Here is an 18,309-nt window from a genome sequence, read left to right as displayed (position 1 = left end):
ATAAATTCTGTTAGATACCTGCGGAATAGTTTGGAGCTTCCTTTGTGATATAAATATCGTGTGGGTGTGACTCCTTAAGACCTGCGCCTGTTATCCTGATGAACTTAGCCTTTTCGCCAAGCTCTGCAATAGTATGACAACCGCAATAGCCCATACCTGAACGGATACCGCCAACAAGCTGGAAGATAGTATCTGAAACTGGACCCTTATAAGCCACACGACCCTCAACGCCCTCTGGAACGAGCTTCTTTGAGTTTGTCTGGAAATATCTGTCCTTTGAGCCTTTATTCATAGCGGCAAGAGAACCCATGCCTCTGTATACCTTGAACTGTCTGCCCTGATAGATCTCAGTTTCGCCTGGAGCTTCGTCACATCCTGCAAGGAGTGAACCAAGCATTACAACGTTTGCACCAGCGGCAAGAGCCTTAACGATATCGCCTGAATACTTGATACCGCCGTCAGCAATAACAGGAATGCCATACTCAGCAGCAGCGCAAGCAGCGTCATAAACTGCAGTGACCTGAGGAACACCTATACCAGCGACTACACGGGTAGTACAGATAGAACCAGGGCCGATACCGACCTTTATAGCGTCAGCACCTGCTTCGCAGAGCGCTCTGGCGGCTTCGGCAGTAGCGATATTACCTGCAATAACCGGTGTATCAGGGAAAGCAGCCTTAACTTTTTTAAGACAATTTATAACGTTCATAGAATGGCCGTGTGCAGAGTCAAGTACCAGTACATCTACCTGAGCTTCAACGAGAGCGGCAACTCTTTCAAGAATATCGTTAGTCATGCCGATAGTAGCACCGCAAAGAAGTCTGCCCTTTTTATCTCTTGCGGAATTTGGATACTGAACAGCCTTTTCAATATCCTTGATAGTGATAAGGCCCTTAAGAACGCCGTTTGCATCAACAAGAGGAAGCTTCTCGATCTTATGCTTCATAAGTATCTTCTGAGCGCCTTCAAGATCCGTATCAACAGGAGCAGTAACGAGGTTTTCCTTAGTCATAACGTCACCGATCTTGATATTTTCAAAATCAGTGATAAATCTAAGATCTCTGTTAGTGAGGATACCCTCGAGCTTGCCATCCTTATCGACTATAGGCACGCCGGAGATCTTATACTTGCCCATGAGCTTATCAGCTTCAGCAACAGTTTTATCGGCTGTAAGAGAGAAAGGATTAACGATAACGCCGTTTTCAGAACGCTTTACCTTATCCACCTCTTCTGCCTGCTGAGCGATAGTCATATTCTTATGGATAATACCGATACCGCCCTCTCTTGCGATAGCGATAGCCATTTTTGACTCTGTGACTGTATCCATAGCAGATGTCATTATAGGTGTATTGAGGACTATATCCTTAGTGAGGTGTGTATGGATATCCACCATATCAGGTGTACAATCCGACTCGCCTGGGATAAGGAGAACGTCATCAAAGGTAAGACCCTCTTTACCAAACTTATTGTTTACATTAGTATCCAGCATAAATTAACCTCCCGCAAACATTTTGAATTCTTAATTTATTATTCTTATAATCATACAACATTTAATTAAACTTGTCAACATCATTATTGAGAACTTTTTTTTAATTTAGTCTTTGCTAATCGGAGTTACGTTGTTTTAGCCAAGGTTTGTTATGCCGCAAAATCGCTGCGCTCTTTGCGGATTTTACTTTGTATAAGGAGATAGTATAAGCGGTGCAGTTTTGTGCTTCGATATTCGCTTTGTATCAGATTGCAACTCTGCAATTCTTCTTTTTCTCTCTGCACCGCTTAGTAGGCTTGCGCCTATTGAGGCTCTGCCTCAAACTCCGACAGGGCTTTGCCCTGTACCCACAATGGGTTTCACCCCTTGACCCTGACCAGGGGCGTGCCCCTGGACCTTTTGCTCGCTTCGCTCGGTGGGTGCTTTTACTTTGTATTGGTGCTTAGCTCAGTTTGGCTTTGCCATTCCTCATTCCTCACTCCTCATTCCTCATTCAATGTCTTTTTCATCACTTTCACTCTCGCAAACACCACTGACAGCACTGTTGACACAAGCCAACCTATCGGCCATGACAGCCATATTCCCGTTGACCCATATGGTCTTGCCAACACGAACGCAAGCACTACTCTGAGTATCAAGTCCGTAAAAGTTGATATCATAAAATACTGCATTGCGCCCTTACCTCTTAATGCCCCGTCTGACATTATTTTTATGCCCACAAACACATAGAAAGGCGATATTATTCTCAAAAATGTTGTGCCTATCTCAACGGCTTTTGTTCCTCCGTCGTCAAGGAACAAATTTATCATAGTTTTTGGCATACAGAAAAAGCAGAGTATAAAAGGCACTGCCACGATAGCCGAGATAACAAGTCCTGCTTTATATCCGCTTTTTATCCTATCGTTCCTGCCTGCACCGTAATTCTGTGCAACAAAGCTTGAAAGCCCGTTAGAAAGCGTTGTAAAGCTTGTTATAGCAAAGGTATTTAGCTTTATTGCAGAAGAATATCCTGCGATACAAGACGAGCCGAAGCTGTTTACAAGATACTGCACAAAGATATTTCCCACTGAGATAAAACTCTGCTGTAAAATACTAGGTATAGAATAAAGGGTTATCTTTTTAAGTATTTTTCCTGAAAACAGCGGTGGTTTATCCTCTGTTTTAATTTCTGCGGTTTTCTTCACCAAAATAAGCAGTGAGAACACGCAAGCCACTCCCTGAGCGATAAAAGTAGCCCATGCAACGCCTGCCACACCCCATTTAAAGAACTTCACGAACACATAGTCGAGAACAACGTTTCCAACTGATGAGCCGATAAGGAGATACAATGGTGTTTTCGAGTCGCCCATTGCGTTATAAATACCTGTACCCACGTTATAAAGAAACAGGAAGATAAGACCTGCGATATAGATCTTCAGATAAAGCTCACCGTCACGGAAAATGTTATCAGGCGTGTTTATCATTCTCATAAGAGGAGTAGAGAACGCAAGTCCAAAAACTGTCAGAACTGTCGCAAGTATCGTACATGAAATTATAGTAGTAGTTGACGCAGTTTTTACCTTTGAGAACTCTTTTCCACCAAAGAATTGAGATATCACCACACAACAGCCAACATTGCTTCCCACTGCAAACGCCATAAATATCATTGTTATAGGATAAGACGCACCAACTGCCGCAAGAGCGTCCTCGCCTGCGAATTTTCCTGCTATGATACTGTCGAAAATGGAATACATCTGCTGAAATATCACGCTCACGAACATAGGCAGGGAAAATTTCCACAGCACTGTCCACGGTTTTCCCACCGTCAGGTCTGTCATAAAAACATCTCCATAATATAATAGTTACCATTTCATTATATCATAAAAAAACAACCTTTTTCAACGTCATTTCGCACAGACACTTTTGATATTTCTGAAGGTTTTTTTAGCATTTTACGCTATTTGCGATTGATTAATAAAATTTTCTAAATATTATTAGCTTACCCTCTTGCTGAAATTATCTGTAAAGAATAAAGTCACAATGGTTTTTTATTGACAAAAAAGTGCGGATATTTTATACTTGTATAAGAGGTGATAAAATGAGCAGTCAAGCAGACCACGGTGGTCACAGAGAGAGAATGAGGAAGCGTTTCAAAGAATCGGGAAATTTCAAAGGCTTTTCCGAGCATGAGATACTTGAAATGCTTTTATTTTACATTGTGCCGAGAAAGAACACCAATGATATTGCGCACGAGCTTATAAAAAAGTTTGGAAGCTTAAACAGCGTTCTTAACGCTTCTGTGGAGGAGCTTTCTTCGGTAAAGGACATGGGCGAAAGCTCTGCGAACTCACTTTTATTTTTCAGAGAGCTTATAAACTACTGCTCCACTGTCACAGACAGCAGGATAGACATTAGAAACATATCTGCGGCACTGAGTTTTGTAAATAATTGTTTTAGAAACGAAAAGCAGGAGAAGTTCAAGGTAATTTGTATCGACTCTGGCTTTCACATAAAGAGCGTAACAGACATATCCGCAGGCGGTGCGAGATTTACCCCTGTTGATTTTCGTGAGCTTACAAAAGCCGTTCTCAACAGCGGCACTGATATTGTTATCCTTGCCCACAATCACCCTGACTCACCCAACACCCCCTCTCAGGAGGACGTTACTCTCACCCGTGAGGTCATGAGATATATGAGATGTTTAGGTGTGACAGTTCTTGACCATTATATAACAGGCAATAACGGAACTATCTCCATGCGAAACTGCGGACTTATCCATGATATGGAGTGTTAAAAATAGAATATCACAAAAAAAAATGGACGATATGTTTAACATACCGTCCATAAAATTTTATCTTCTTGAAGCCTTTTTCTTTGTGCTGCCTGTTTTTGAGCCTGAATGTGACTTCTTTGCCTGATGTTTTTTCCAATGTACCCACAGTGTAGGTGCGATACAGTTAGAAGAATAAACACCTGATATCATACCGATGATAAGTGGGAAGGCAAAGCTCAGGATAGATGTTACTCCGCAGATTATGCAGACGATACAAACTGTAGCCATAGCAAGAACTGTTGTAACAGTTGTATGGATAGAACGTCCCATTGTCTGTGTAATAGAGAGGTTTACAAGATCCTCAAGCTCCATTTTGTTGCCAAGAAGATTTTCATTCTCTCTTATTCTGTCGTAAATGATGATAGTTGCGTTGATAGAATATCCAAGGATAGTCAGCAGAACTGCCATAAAGTTTGCGTTGATGTCAAATCTGCATATTACAAAGCAACCGTATACCATGCACATATCGTGTGCAAGGGCAACTACTGAGAACACACCTGCTGAGATACCGCCTATCTTCTTAAATCTGAAGCCGATATAAATGATAGTGATGACCATTGCCAGTGCGCAAGCAGCAAGGCACTTGAAGAAGAAGTTCATACCGCTTGAAGCTGCAACGTCGTTTGACTCGTAAACTTCTATGTTATTATCAGGAAAGTCCTTTTCAAGGGCTGTTTTCAGGGTGTTCTGCTTATCATCGCTTATACCCTTTGTTGATGAGAATTTTATTTCTACTGTCTTTCCTGCGTTTCCTGTGTTTTCGCCAAGAGTTACTGTACATTTATCTCCGATACTGTCAGAAACGGTATTTGAAACGTCAGATGTTTTTATATCGCCCTCATATGTATAAGTCAAAACTGTACCGCCTTTGAACTCGATAGCCACGTTAAGACCTATAACGAATGTAAGAATGATAAAAATTGCGATAAGTGCGCATGATATGGAATAGAATAATTTGCTGTGACCCACAACATTCAGGGTCTTTTTTTCTTTACTCATTTATTTCAGCACCTCCGTAAAGCTTGCGTTTCTTAAAGCACTTGAACTTTGAGAGGGACGAAAGCATAAGTCTTGAACAGAAGATACCGAATACAAAGTTCAGGAGGATACCTACAAGGAGAGTATATCCAAGTGAATAGATAGTACCTGCTGTGCTTGCGCCGAATACTGAGAATACAGGGCTGAGAAGTGTTCCGAAAACGCTGTCTGTAGGTCCGAAGGCACCCATAAGGATTATTGCAACGAATACTACTGTGATGTTTCCGTCGAATACTGCGCTCCATGCTCTCTTATAGCCAAGCTCGATAGCTCCGTTAAGGGTCTTGCCGTTGTTAAGCTCTTCCTTTATTCTCTCGGCTGTGATAACGTTAGCGTCAACGCCCATACCGATAGAAAGGATAATACCTGCGATACCAGGGATAGTCAGCGTAAAGCTGTCGATATTTCCAAAGAAGCCTGTGATACAAGCGATAGAACCTATTACCTGACCTATAAGTGCGATAGACGCAACAAAGCCCGGCAGCTTATAGATAATGATGATATATGCAGCGATAACGATAAATGCGATAATTCCTGCAAGCACCATTGCGTTCTTTGCACCCTCGCCAAGTGTAGGTGAAATGATGTTCGTGCTTGTTGTTTTAAGATCAAATGGGATAGAACCTGCATTTATCTTATCTGAAAGAGCTTTTGCGGAATCATATGTGAAGTTGCCCTCGATAACGCACTCGCCGTCAGTGATAGCTGAATTTACGCTTGGGGCAGAAATACACTTATCGTCCATCCAGATAGAGATAGAGCCTTTTCCGGCAAGCTCAGTTGTAGCGTCAGCAAAAGCTTTTTTACCGCTGTTATTGAGTGTCAGGCTTACTACATACTTGATATTTCCTGTAGTTTCGTCCTGAGTTTGTCTTACCTCAGCCTTTTTAACGTCATTTCCTGTAAGCACCTGCTCGCCTTTTTCTTCTTTACCCTTTCTGAATACAAGCTTTGCAGTTTCGCCAAGCTCAGAAACAGCAGCCTCAGGGTCAAAGCTTTCTTCGTTAGCCTGCCATGGGAATGAAACCATTACCTTATTTTTCTTATAGTCTACATAGACCTCGCTGTCTGTGATATTAAGGCTTACAAGTCTTTGCTCGATAACAGCCTTTGCAGCGTCCATTTCTTCCTTTGTGGCGTCGTAATTATCGGCAGGTTCAAACGTAGCATTTACGCCACCCTGAATATCGATACCCCAGCGGATATCTTCAACGCCCTTGATATAGCTTGTTTTTATATCTCCGTACTGAGTATGTATTCCTGCATAAGTGAGATATCCAAATGCAATTATACACAAAAGCACGATAAAAAACACGGGTTTTTTAACTTTTCGCACCTTTAATCCTCCTGATAAATTTATTAAGCCCAGAGGCTTTTCTGCCGTCATGGCACAATACGCCCATAACGAACACATTCACCTTATAATTATAAAACGTTTGATACAAAATGTCAATAGTTTTTATGAAATTCGCACTGTTACTTATATCATGATAGTATTTTATCTATGAAATAAGTTCTCTCAAAACCTGTTTCAAAAGCCTGTTTTAAAGGGGCTTTGTCTTGACAAAATCTCCTTTTAGTGATATTATTAAAAGGATAAATATTGCGACGTAAGGAATTTTTTTTGCGTCAGCTAAAAGGAGTATGTAAAATGATAGATATTAAGCTTATCCGTACAAATCCTGAGCTTGTCAAGGAAAACATCAAAAAGAAGTTTCAGGACGAAAAGCTCGTTCTTGTTGACGAGGTAGCTCAGTTTGACGAGGAATACAGAGCAGCTAAGACAAAAGCTGACGAGCTGAGAAATAAAAGAAAGGTAATGAGCAAGCAGATAGGCGGTCTTATGGCTAAGGGTCAGAAGGACGAAGCTGAGAAAGTAAAGGCTGAGGTTTCCGCTATCGGTGCTGAGCTTGACGCTATGGCTGAAAAGGAAAAAGACCTTGAAGCTAAGATACGTGAGAGAATGCTCGTTATCCCTAACATAATCGACCCAAGCGTTCCAATAGGCAAGGACGACAGCGAGAACGTAGAGATTGAAAAGTTCGGAGAGCCTGTTGTTCCTGATTATGAGATCCCATATCACGTTGACATTATGGAAAGCTTTAACGGCATCGATCTTGACAGTGCAAGAAGAACATCAGGAAACGGCTTCTATTATCTTATGGGCGACATTGCAAGACTTCATTCTGCAATTCTTTCATATGCCAGAGATTTCATGATAGACAGAGGTTTCACATATTTCATTCCTCCTTACATGATACGTTCAGACGTTGTTACAGGCGTTATGAGCTTTTCTGAAATGGAAGGCATGATGTACAAGATAGAGGGAGAAGATCTTTATCTCATCGGTACTTCTGAGCATTCAATGATAGGTAGATTTATCGACACTATCATTCCAGAGGGTGAGCTTCCAAAAACTCTCACAAGCTATTCACCATGCTTCAGAAAAGAAGTTGGCGCACACGGCATCGAAGAGAGAGGCGTTTACAGAATACACCAGTTTGAAAAGCAGGAAATGATAGTTGTCTGCAAACCTGAAGATAGCATGGCATGGTATGACAAGCTGTGGCAGAATTCTGTTGATTTCTTCCGTTCACTCGATATTCCTGTAAGAACACTTGAGTGCTGCTCAGGCGACCTTGCAGACCTTAAGGTAAAGAGCTGTGACGTTGAGGCATGGAGCCCAAGACAGAAGAAGTATTTTGAAGTTGGTTCATGCTCAAATCTTGGCGACGCACAGGCAAGACGTCTTGGCATAAGAATAAAGGCAGAGGACGGCACGAAGTATTTTGCTCACACTCTTAACAACACAGTTGTTGCACCTCCAAGAATGCTTATCGCATTCCTCGAGAACAATCTCAATGCTGACGGAACAGTTAATATCCCTGAGCCACTGAGAATGTACATGGGTGGCAAGGACAAGATAACAAAGTAATTTTGATATGCAAAAAGGTGAACGGTCATGTGCCGCTCACCTTTTTTTGTTGTCTGAAAAATCATATAGATACAAAAAACGGACGGTTTTTAGCCGTCCGTTAATTTTTTAGTCAATGCAGGTGCGAACAGTGTTCGCCCGTTTATTTTGTCTTTACTTGATTTTTATATTATTCTTCCGTGTTCTCAGAATCCTCATTCTCAACGCTTTCGGTATTATCTTCAATGACCTCAGCATTTTCCTCAGCCTGAGCCTCTGCTATCTCCTCGGCAGTAGCCTTTTCTACCTCTGCCGTTTCAACATCATCGTCATGCTCAGTTCTTGTGAATGAAACCACTCTGCCGTCCTCGCCGACTCTCATAAGTCTTACGCCACGGGAGTATCTGCTCATCATACTGATATCGCAGGCTCTTATTCTGATAACAATGCCGTCTGTGGATATCATGATGATATCATCTTCATCATCAACGACCTTTATTCCGCATACTCCGCCACTCTTATAGTTCATAAGACCATAGCCGCCTCTGTTCTGTACCTTATAAGACTCCAGCGGAACACGTCTGCCAAGACCATTTTCAGCAACAGTGAGAACGCTTGCACCATCTCTTACTCTTGCCATTGATACAACATAGTCGCTGCCCCTGAGTTTAATAGCCTTTACGCCATGTGCAACTCTTGACATCTCTCTTATGTCAGTTTCTCTTATCCTGATAGCATAACCATTATGCGTTGCAACGATAACCTCATTGTCGCCAAAGGTCATTCTTACTCCTGCTATCTCATCGCCCTCATCAAGACCGATTGCAATAAGACCGTTCTTTCTTACATTTCTGTAGGAAGTCAGCGGAGTTCTCTTTATCTTGCCGTTCTTTGTTACCATGACGATATACTTGCCCTCGTCAAAGTCGGCAGTTTTTATCATTGCGGCTATCTTCTCGCCCTCGCCAAGTTCAAGAAGATTTACTATATTTGTGCCTCTTGAAGCCTTTGAGCCTTCCGGAAGCTCATAGCATTTGAGCTTATACATTATGCCCTTATTGGAGATAAAGAGTATATTGTCATGTGAAGAACAGGTCTGAAGCTCGTCGATATAATCGTCCTCACGCTGTTTCATACCCGTTACACCACGTCCGCCACGCTTCTGAGCCTTATACTCTGAAACAGGCATTCTCTTTATATATCCTGCATTTGTATAAGTAACAACGCTTTCCTCAACAGGGATAAGGTCTTCAATATCAACTTCACCGCTGACATTTTCTATCTGAGTTCTTCTCTCGTCACCGAACTTATCCTGAATAGCCTCGACCTCTTCAATGATTATATCAAGTATTCTCTGATGATTTGCAAGGATATCTTCAAGGTCAGCTATCTTAACTTCGATCTCAGCCAACTCGTCTATTATCTTCTGTCTTTCCATACCGGTCAGACGTCCGAGGGTCATATTTGCGATATGGTCAGCCTGAATATCTGTAAGACCAAAACGCTGATTAAGTCTTTGCTTAGCCTCAGGGATATTCTTAGAAGTTTTCATTATCTCGATAACTTCGTCGATATTGTCAAGTGCGATAACAAGACCCTTTAAGACATGCTCTCTTTCCTTAGCCTTGTTAAGGTCGAACTTAGTTCTTCTTGTGATAACATCGACCTGAAAGTCTATATACTGCTCAAGCATTTCCTTGAGGGTCAGCACCTTAGGGATACCGTTCACAAGAGCAAGCATTATAACGCCCACAGTATCCTGAAGCTGTGTATAGCTGAACAGCTTGTTGAGAACTACCTGCGGATTAGCGTCCTTTTTAAGCTCGATAACGATCCTCATTCCGTCCTTGCCGGATTCATCGTTGATATAATGTATTCCGTCGATACGCTTTTCCTTAACAAGGTCAGCGATAGACTCAACAAGTCTTGCCTTGTTTACCATGTAAGGTATCTCAGTGACGATAATGCAGTTTCTGCCCTTTATCTCCTCGATAGAGGTCTTTGAACGCAGTGTTATCTTGCCTCGGCCAGTACCGTAAGCCGCTCTGATACCGGACCTGCCCATGATGATACCGCCTGTAGGGAAGTCAGGACCCTTTATGCTCTGCATAAGCTCATCAAGTGTGCAATCAGGGTTTTTCATGACAGTTTTCATGCCCTCGATAACTTCATGAAGGTTATGAGGAGGGATATTCGTTGCCATGCCGACAGCGATACCTACTGAGCCGTTACAAAGAAGATTTGGAAATCTTGACGGCAGCACAACAGGCTCTTTCAGTCTGTCATCATAGTTTGACTGAAAATCAACAGTTGTTTTGTTTATATCTGTCAGCATATTTACTGACATCTTAGCCATTTTAGCCTCAGTATAACGGTAGGCAGCCGGAGGGTCGCCGTCAACGGAACCAAAGTTTCCGTGACCGTCAACAAGAGGATATCTCATTGAGAACTTCTGAGCAAGTCTTACAAGTGCGTCATAAACTGATGCGTCACCGTGTGGGTGATATTTACCAAGCACAGAACCTACTGTGTCAGCACATTTTCTGTAAGCTTGATCAGGTGTAAGACCATTTTCATACATGGTATATAAAATTCTTCTGTGAACAGGTTTAAGTCCGTCCCTTACATCAGGTAAGGCTCTGGATACAATTACCGCCATTGAATATTGAATGAAAGATTCTTTCATTATCGCTTCAACATCAGTGTCAATAACGTTATAATCGCTCACTTTATCCACTCCTTTTTAACCTTTCGGTTTACTTTGAAAAGAACATATCCTGTTCTTATTTATTATCTATCATTTCATAATCGCTATCAAGCAGCTCTGAAAAAGTTTTTCTCAGTGTTTCCTGCTGCTGCTCGTTCATAACTCTTTTTGCAAGCACATAAATAGTTTCCTTTTTGAGTATTATAATAAACATTTCGTCATTTTCCAAAACGTTCAGTGAGATATCCTCAAAACCAACTATCCTCGGTGGAACAGGGGTAAAGTCCTCCTCCTGCTTTTCCTCCTCTGTCGGCAGCGTTTCTATTTTGAAGCTGTCATCATAGAGGGTGAAAACATACTTGTCGTCCTCAAGAGGTTTAAGTGCCTGCATAAGATATTTTCTTATTCTTCTGGTGTTATACCATGTGAGAACGATTATTGCAAGGCATATGAACGCCAGCACCCAGTTAAGATATCCCGAAGGGTTTCTCACTATGGACACTATAAAAAGCACCGCAACAACGCCGAAAGCCGCTGTTATCTTCCAGTTATGCGCATAAACGAATTTTCTCTGAAAGGCTAAAAAAGCTCTTTCCTCTTCCTCGTTTTTCACATCATACTCAAAGCTCAAAACAGGCTCTTTTTCTATCTGTGCTTCTTCCACCTCATCAGCATTATCAACAGCTTTCTCAGCCGTTTCAACAGCTTCCTCTGTTTTTACCTCTTCAAGCTCTGTTTCCTGATTTTTATTTTCGTTGTTATCCAAAGCAGTATCCTTTCTTTAAACGTCAAGATCCTTTACATACTCTGCATTTTTCTCTATAAATTCTTTTCTCGGTGCGACCTTATCGCCCATAAGAATAGTGAATATCTCGTCCGCCTTAACAGCGTCCTCCATTGTCACCTTTATCATAGTTCTTCTTTCAGGATCCATGGTTGTTTCCCAAAGCTGTTCAGGGTCCATCTCACCAAGACCTTTATATCTCTGAACGTTTACCTTCAGGTTGTTCTCTCCTGAAAGCTCAGAAATATACTGATCTCTTTCTGCGTCTGAAAAAGCATATCTGACCTGCTTGCCCCTTGCAACCTTGAAAAGCGGTGGCTGAGCAAGATAGATATGACCATCCTCGATAAGAGGACGCATAAATCTAAAGAAGAATGTAAGCAGAAGCGTTCTGATATGAGAACCGTCCACATCGGCATCGGCCATGATTATAACTTTGCCGTAACGAAGCTTTGAAAGGTCAAAGTCCTCGCCTATTGATGTTCCAAGTGCGGTAACAACAGGCATAAGCTTTTCATTGCCGTATACCTTATCTATCCTAGCTTTTTCAACGTTGAGCATTTTTCCCCACAAAGGAAGTATAGCCTGATATTTTCTATCTCTGCCTTCCTTTGCAGAACCGCCCGCAGAATCTCCCTCGACGATATAGATCTCGGTGAGTGAAGCATCTCTCTCTGAGCAATCTGCAAGTTTGCCAGGCAATGAAGAGGATTCAAGAGCAGATTTTCTTCTTGTAAGTTCTCTTGCTTTCTTTGCGGCTTCTCTTGCCTTTTGTGCCTGAACGGATTTATCAAATATAGCCTTTGCTACAGTAGGATTTTCCTCAAAGTAGTTCATAAGCTTTTCGGTAACTATCTTATCAACGAAAGGTCTTACCTCAGGATTGCCAAGTCTGCCCTTTGTCTGTCCCTCAAACTCACAGTTTGTGAGCTTAACGGATACTATAGCCGTCAGACCCTCTCTTACATCGTCGCCAAGAAGCTTATCGTCGTCTTTAAGATAGCCGAACTTCTTACCGTAGTTATTTATTACCTTTGTAAGAGCGTTCTTGAAACCTGTTTCATGAGTACCGCCGTCAGGAGTATGGATATTATTAGCAAATGAAAGTATAAGGTCATTATAAGTATCGTTATACTGCAAAGCTATCTCGGCAAAAGTATCGCCCTCCATGCCGTTGACATAGATAACTTCCTCAGAAAGTGGTGTAACGCCTCTTGTTTTGTGGATATGCTCCACAAACTGTCTTATACCGCCCTCATAATGGAGAGTTTCGCCCACAGGCTCTGATTCATTTCTCTTATCAGTGAATATTATCTTTATGCCAGCATTAAGAAATGCCTGTTCTCTAAGTCTTTTAAGCAGTGTTTCATAGTCAAACACTGTTGTTTCCTGAAAGATCTCAGGGTCAGGCTTAAAGAGAACGGAAGTACCTGTTTTATCAGTATCGCCGATTATTTTCAGAGGCTCTGAATAATTACCTCTGTCAAACCTCTGAAAATGAATATGTTTTCCGTCATAAACCGTAAGCTCAAGATATTCCGAGAGGGCGTTTACTACAGACGCACCAACGCCGTGAAGTCCGCCTGCTACCTTATATCCGCCGCCGCCGAACTTTCCGCCTGCGTGGAGAATGGTATAAACTACCGTTGCAGCAGATATTTTCTCCTTTGGGTGTATACCTGTAGGGATACCACGTCCGTTATCGGTAACTCTGATAATGTCCCCGGGAAGTATCTCTACTTCTATCTCAGTGCAATATCCTGCCAATGCCTCATCGATAGCGTTGTCAACTATCTCGTAGACAAGGTGGTGAAGTCCCTTTGGACCTGTTGATCCGATATACATACCAGGTCTTTTTCTTACCGCTTCAAGACCCTCCAGCACCTGTATCTGATTTTCATTATAATCATTCTGCTTATCCACCATGGATATTTCCTCGGTGTTCTGGATCTCGATCTCGTTGTTATTTTCCAAAAAATAACCCCCTCATCACTTGGTTTTTATCTTATCATCTTATATCTTTTATTCATTATTCAGGCATTCTTTTGCTTCTTTTCAAAAGTGTGGCACAGCTCATCTGACTTATATACACAGTTTCCGTAAAGTCTTTATCAAGGCACACCACAAAGCTTTTAGGCATCTCATATGTGCAGTTCACAACACGTCTGTTTTTTGCCGCAAAATTAAGAAATTCCTTTGTGTTGGCAGAAACAGAGGTGTTCTCTATATCGAAGATCCCTATGATATCTTTAGTATTGACTAAATAGTTATTTCCTAAATGCAGAAACATCACTTATTCTCCTGAACTATCATTCCGTTTTCTATATTGAATATCTTTCCATGGCTTTTCTCGTCAAAGGGGATATTCCTGTCACAGCAGGTTATAAAGACCTGCATATCGTGTATTTTCGAGATAACGAACTTCTGCCTTGATAGGTCAAGCTCGCTCAAAACATCATCGAGAAGTATACACGGGCTGTCGTCTATCTCCTCGGCAAGTATATAAGCCTGCGAAAGCTTCAAAATAAGAGCAAGAGAGCGGTGCTGTCCCTGAGAAGCGAACTGTCTAACTGCCAGTCCGTTTATTTTTCCCGCAAGATCGTCTCTGTGAACGCCTTTCTGTGTAAATCCTGCTCTTATATCGTCATCAAGATTATTTTGCAGACAGCTTAGATACTCTTCAGCCATTTCTCCTGCATAATCTTTTCTGCCCTCCAGATTTGAATACACAGTGGAATAATATTCAAGCTCCAACATTTCTCTGCCCTCTGATATATCCTCATAAAGCTTTTTTGCGAACATATCGAGCTTTTTGGTATAATTATATCTTAAAAGCGAGATATAAGCCCCAAGCTGAGCAAGCTGGATATCCCACACTTCAAGCTCTTCTCTTTTTGATCTGCCGTAACATATATTTTTTAACAATATATTTCTCTGCTCTATAAGATCATCATATTTTGAGATAACAGAGCTGTAGGAATTTTTTATCTGTGACACTGAAAGGTCAAGAAACTGCCGTCTGTTTTCGGGAGAGCCTTTTGAAAGCTCCAGATCCTCAGGAGTAAAGATAACACAATCAAGGCTTCCGAAAAGCTTTGAGGGAGTTTTCAGTTTTACGCCGTTCAAGGTGACGTTTTTTTCTCTCACATTAGGTCTAGCCATTGCAAAATGTATATCCTGACTGCGGAAGCTGTTTTTAAATGAAATGTCGATATTCATGAACTGTCCGTTTATATCTATCATTTCTCTGTCTTTTGTGTTGCGAAAAGACCTCACTCCGCTGCAAAGCCATATAGCTTCTATAAGATTTGTTTTGCCCTGAGCATTCTTTCCGCAGAAAATATTCATTTTCTCATGAGGATATATCTCGACTTTTTTGAGATTTTTAAATCCGTCTGCGGAAATTTTGGTTATCACCATTTTATTTTACCACTATCTCTGTAGCTATCTCGTCTATCTGCACCTTATCCCCGGGGCGGATCTTCTTTCCCCTCATTGTGCAGACCTCACCATTTACTTTAATTCTCTCTTCGAGGATTATCTCCTTGCCAATGCCGCCTGTTTCCACAACGCCTGCATATTTAAGCAGAGAATCGAGCTTTATAAACTCTGATTTTATATTTACATCTATCTGTTGATATTTCATATTCTTATTCCTTTGCTAGTCTTACAGGGAGAACGAGGTAAGTATAAGCGTCGCCCTCACACGGAACTATCTTCATAGGCAGCAGACTTCCGCTCATCTGCAATTTGACCTTATCTTCCTTTATGACCTTCAGAGGGTCAAGAAGATATTTGCACTTGAAGCCTATCTCGATAACAGGACCTGCTATATCAGCCTTTATCTCGTCTGTTATCTTTCCAACGCTTGTTGAGCAGTTTATTTTTATAGAATTATTTTCAAAATAGCATCTTGCAGGTGACGGTGTTCTGTCACTTATAAGTATCAAACTTCTTTCAAGAGCGGCAATAAGCTCTTTCCTGTCAACAATGACCTCAGTTGTGCAAGTAGTTGGTATAGCTGACTTATAAGGGTGGAACTCGCCCTCGATAAGTCTTGAATAAACAAGATAGCCGTTTAATTCAAACACAACATGATTTTTTGAGAGATAAACGGAGGCTGTTTCTTCGTCATTATCTCCCAGAAGTGCAGCTATTTCAGAGAGAGTTTTTGCAGGAACGACGAATTTAAGACTTCCGTCATACTTTATAGGCTCATATCTCACAGCAAGTCTATATCCGTCAAGGGCAACAAGAGTAAGAGTACCGTTTTCGATCTCAAAAAGCTCGCCCTTAAGAACAGGCTTGAGATCTGTAACAGCCACGGCAAACTTTGTCTGATTTATCATATCCTTAAGAACAGGCTGAGAGATAGTTATCTTGTTTTCTTCCTCTTTCTTAGGAAGTGCAGGATATTCCTCTGCTGATGTTGCAGGGATATTGAATGTGGTAACTCCTCCTGAGATCGTTACCTGAAAATTTTCAGAAACCTCTATCAGGATCTCTTCAGAAGGCATTTTCCTTATCATTTCAGCAAAAAGTCTTGCATTAAGTATAAATTCTCCCGAATCGTCGCTCTTTACCGGAATAACAGTTTTTATACCTATCTCAAGGTCATAGCCGGTAAGCTCCAGCATTGAGTTTTCAAGCTTGAATTTTATTCCCTCAAGAGATTTAAGTGCAGCACGTTCTGACACTGCTTTTGAAACATTTGTTACTGCTCCGCAAAGTGAAGCATTATTACACAGAATTTTCATAGCAATTTCCTTTCTAAAAAAATTACATTTATCTGACTCTTGTTTTTTCAACATATGAATTTCTCAAATTTATATTTTTTGCTCTGATAATATATAAATAAATCAATATTAAATTAGTATTAGTAGTAGAGTGTGTTGAAATGGTTGAAAAGTTATTCAAAGCCTTTTGCAGACTTGTTTTGCTTTTCAAGTTTATTTTAACATCACTTCAACTGTGTTTTCAAAAACTTTTTTTGTGTTTAAAAAGTTGAAAAAATGTTTGTTGAATGTTTATTATTATCGCAAAAAATGTTGAAACCTGAAAATCGGTGTTTTATTTTATAACACCATTGTTTAAACTTCATTGTGCAAAGTTTTGAAAAACATTCCGCAAAGCTTTATATATCCAAGTCCGGATATTCAACAAAATTGTTGAAAACTATGTTGAAAATGTTGAAATAGTCCGTTTAATTGTCCTTGAGGTTTTTGATTATGTCGTCAACGGTATCTTTTAGCTGTTTATTCTCTTTAAGATTTTTAACAACGTCCTGATAGTGTATGGTCATAGTTGAATGATTTTTGTTAAGCTCATTTCCTATCTGTATAAAGGTCATGCCCTTTACGTCCTTGAAGAGATAGATCGCTATTTTTCTTGCAAGGGATACGTTTGCACGTCTGTTTGTTGACTTTATGTCGTCAGCAGTAACGTCAAATGCCGCTGCTACCTCCTGAAGTATCCTGTCAACCGTTATCTCAGCAGGGTGATTTTCAATGATTATTTCCTTGATTATCCTCTGAGCCATAGATATGGACGGGCTTTCATTTGTATAAATGGTAAGAGCCTTTATTTTGTTTACAGTTCCCTCAAGCTGACGTATGTTCGTCTTTATCTTCTCTGCTATTATCCTTACGACATTGTCAGAAAGCTGTAAGTCCAGCATATCAGCCTTTTTCTTTACGATAGCCATTCTTGTTTCAAAATCAGGCGGTGTAACGTCTACCTGTACGCCCAGTGAAAATCTGGTAAGTATCCTGTTTTGAAGCTTCGATATCTTTGACGGTGCAATATCCGATGTGAGAACTATCTGCTTGCCTGCATTGTAAAGATCATTGAAGGTATGGAAAAATTCTTCCTGCATACGCTCCTTGCCTGCAATGGTCTGTATATCGTCTACCATAAGATAGTCGGCATTCCTGTATTTATCATGAAATTTATTAGTTTCCTTTGACTCGATAGCTTTAACGAGCTGGTTTATAAAGGATTCACCTGTGGTGTAAATAATTTTCAGCTCAGGGTGATTTTTCTTTACCTCATGCTCGATAGCTTTCATAAGGTGAGTTTTTCCAAGTCCCGAATCACCGTATATGATGAGAGGGTTGAATATAGTATTTGTGTTAGACGGTGTTTTCTGATCCTCGTCATACTTATGTGCGACAGCCGTGCTGAAAGCATAGGCAAGATCATTCGATTTACCTTTGATAAAGTTATCAAAGGTAAGATTGTTGTTTTCTTCATCAGAAAAGTCAGCCACCTTGACTTCTATATCCTTTTCCTCAGTTTCATTAACTTCTTCTTTGTCTTTAACAAGTATTTTTATATCTACCTCAAAGCCCAAAGTATTGAGAAAAGCTTCTTTTAAAAGATTCTCATAGGCGTTCATAGTGATATCTCTTGAAAAATCAGAATCAGTGAGCAAATAAGCCACATTGTTTTCAAGCTTCATCGGTTCAAGTATCTTTATCCATTTGTTATATCCCGGCTCGCTGATACTTTTGCAGTTTCGGCAATATTTCAGGACCTCCTGAAATACGTCATTAAAGGAATCCAT

14 protein-coding genes are annotated in these 18,309 nt (G+C 40.8%); 2 read left to right on the top strand and 12 right to left on the bottom strand.

Annotated features, from left to right (window positions below):
- Window positions 1-10: 10 nt before the first annotated feature.
- Together guaB and RBI_RS00065 are read right to left on the bottom strand one after the other, a co-directional pair.
- Window positions 11-1,489, bottom strand: coding sequence for an IMP dehydrogenase (gene guaB, locus RBI_RS00070; RefSeq protein ID WP_171028772.1), 1,479 nt, complete (start codon window positions 1,487-1,489; stop codon window positions 11-13).
- A gap of 482 nt (window positions 1,490-1,971) precedes the next feature.
- The gene (locus RBI_RS00065) at window positions 1,972-3,306 is read right to left on the bottom strand and encodes an MATE family efflux transporter (protein WP_038670152.1); all 1,335 of its coding nucleotides are present in this window, start codon (window positions 3,304-3,306) and stop codon (window positions 1,972-1,974) included.
- 260 nt (window positions 3,307-3,566) lie between these two features.
- Here RBI_RS00065 and RBI_RS00060 point away from each other — a divergent pair, with 260 nt between their 5' ends.
- On the top strand, window positions 3,567-4,262 hold the full coding sequence (locus tag RBI_RS00060; RefSeq protein ID WP_022287199.1) for a JAB domain-containing protein: 696 nt from the start codon (window positions 3,567-3,569) through the stop codon (window positions 4,260-4,262).
- A 57-nt stretch (window positions 4,263-4,319) separates the two neighbouring features.
- Here the strand turns inward: RBI_RS00060 and secF are convergent, their stop codons facing one another.
- On the bottom strand, window positions 4,320-5,300 hold the full coding sequence (gene secF / locus RBI_RS00055) for a protein translocase subunit SecF (protein WP_038670150.1): 981 nt from the start codon (window positions 5,298-5,300) through the stop codon (window positions 4,320-4,322).
- Entirely contained in the window at window positions 5,293-6,675 is a 1,383-nt protein-coding gene (locus tag RBI_RS00050) for a preprotein translocase subunit SecD (protein ID WP_038670148.1), read from the bottom strand. Before RBI_RS00050 ends, secF begins: the two co-directional genes overlap by 8 nt.
- Before the next feature lie 315 nt (window positions 6,676-6,990).
- Here RBI_RS00050 and serS point away from each other — a divergent pair, with 315 nt between their 5' ends.
- Window positions 6,991-8,274: a serine--tRNA ligase gene (gene serS / locus RBI_RS00045; RefSeq protein WP_038670146.1), complete on the top strand. Its 1,284-nt coding sequence runs from the start codon at window positions 6,991-6,993 to the stop codon at window positions 8,272-8,274.
- Between the two features lie 169 nt (window positions 8,275-8,443).
- Here serS and gyrA read toward each other — a convergent pair whose 3' ends face one another.
- The 8 genes from gyrA to dnaA form a co-directional block, all read right to left on the bottom strand.
- Window positions 8,444-10,981 carry a DNA gyrase subunit A gene (gyrA, locus tag RBI_RS00040; protein WP_437436332.1) on the bottom strand — a complete coding sequence of 846 codons (2,538 nt, stop codon included), beginning with the start codon at window positions 10,979-10,981 and terminating at the stop codon, window positions 8,444-8,446.
- A gap of 55 nt (window positions 10,982-11,036) precedes the next feature.
- Window positions 11,037-11,726, bottom strand: coding sequence for a YcxB family protein (locus RBI_RS00035; RefSeq protein ID WP_038670141.1), 690 nt, complete (start codon window positions 11,724-11,726; stop codon window positions 11,037-11,039).
- A 15-nt stretch (window positions 11,727-11,741) separates the two neighbouring features.
- Window positions 11,742-13,670 (bottom strand): DNA topoisomerase (ATP-hydrolyzing) subunit B, encoded by a 1,929-nt coding sequence (gyrB, locus tag RBI_RS00030; protein WP_081856017.1) that lies wholly within the window; start codon window positions 13,668-13,670, stop codon window positions 11,742-11,744.
- Window positions 13,671-13,773: 103 nt separating this feature from the next.
- A complete protein-coding gene (gene remB / locus RBI_RS00025; protein WP_022287192.1) occupies window positions 13,774-14,034 on the bottom strand; it encodes an extracellular matrix regulator RemB in 261 nt (86 codons plus the stop codon).
- The gene (gene recF, locus RBI_RS00020) at window positions 14,034-15,164 is read right to left on the bottom strand and encodes a DNA replication/repair protein RecF (RefSeq protein WP_038670137.1); all 1,131 of its coding nucleotides are present in this window, start codon (window positions 15,162-15,164) and stop codon (window positions 14,034-14,036) included. Before recF ends, remB begins: the two co-directional genes overlap by 1 nt.
- Window position 15,165: 1 nt before the next feature.
- Window positions 15,166-15,390 (bottom strand): RNA-binding S4 domain-containing protein, encoded by a 225-nt coding sequence (locus RBI_RS00015; protein WP_022287190.1) that lies wholly within the window; start codon window positions 15,388-15,390, stop codon window positions 15,166-15,168.
- A gap of 4 nt (window positions 15,391-15,394) precedes the next feature.
- On the bottom strand, window positions 15,395-16,501 hold the full coding sequence (gene dnaN, locus RBI_RS00010) for a DNA polymerase III subunit beta (RefSeq protein ID WP_022287189.1): 1,107 nt from the start codon (window positions 16,499-16,501) through the stop codon (window positions 15,395-15,397).
- A gap of 446 nt (window positions 16,502-16,947) precedes the next feature.
- On the bottom strand, window positions 16,948-18,309 hold the full coding sequence (dnaA, locus tag RBI_RS00005) for a chromosomal replication initiator protein DnaA (RefSeq protein WP_022287188.1): 1,362 nt from the start codon (window positions 18,307-18,309) through the stop codon (window positions 16,948-16,950).

Source organism: Ruminococcus bicirculans (ex Wegman et al. 2014) (assembly GCF_000723465.1).
Taxonomy (GTDB): domain Bacteria; phylum Bacillota; class Clostridia; order Oscillospirales; family Ruminococcaceae; genus Hominimerdicola; species Hominimerdicola aceti.
This window is presented reverse-complemented; position numbering and strand designations above follow the sequence as displayed.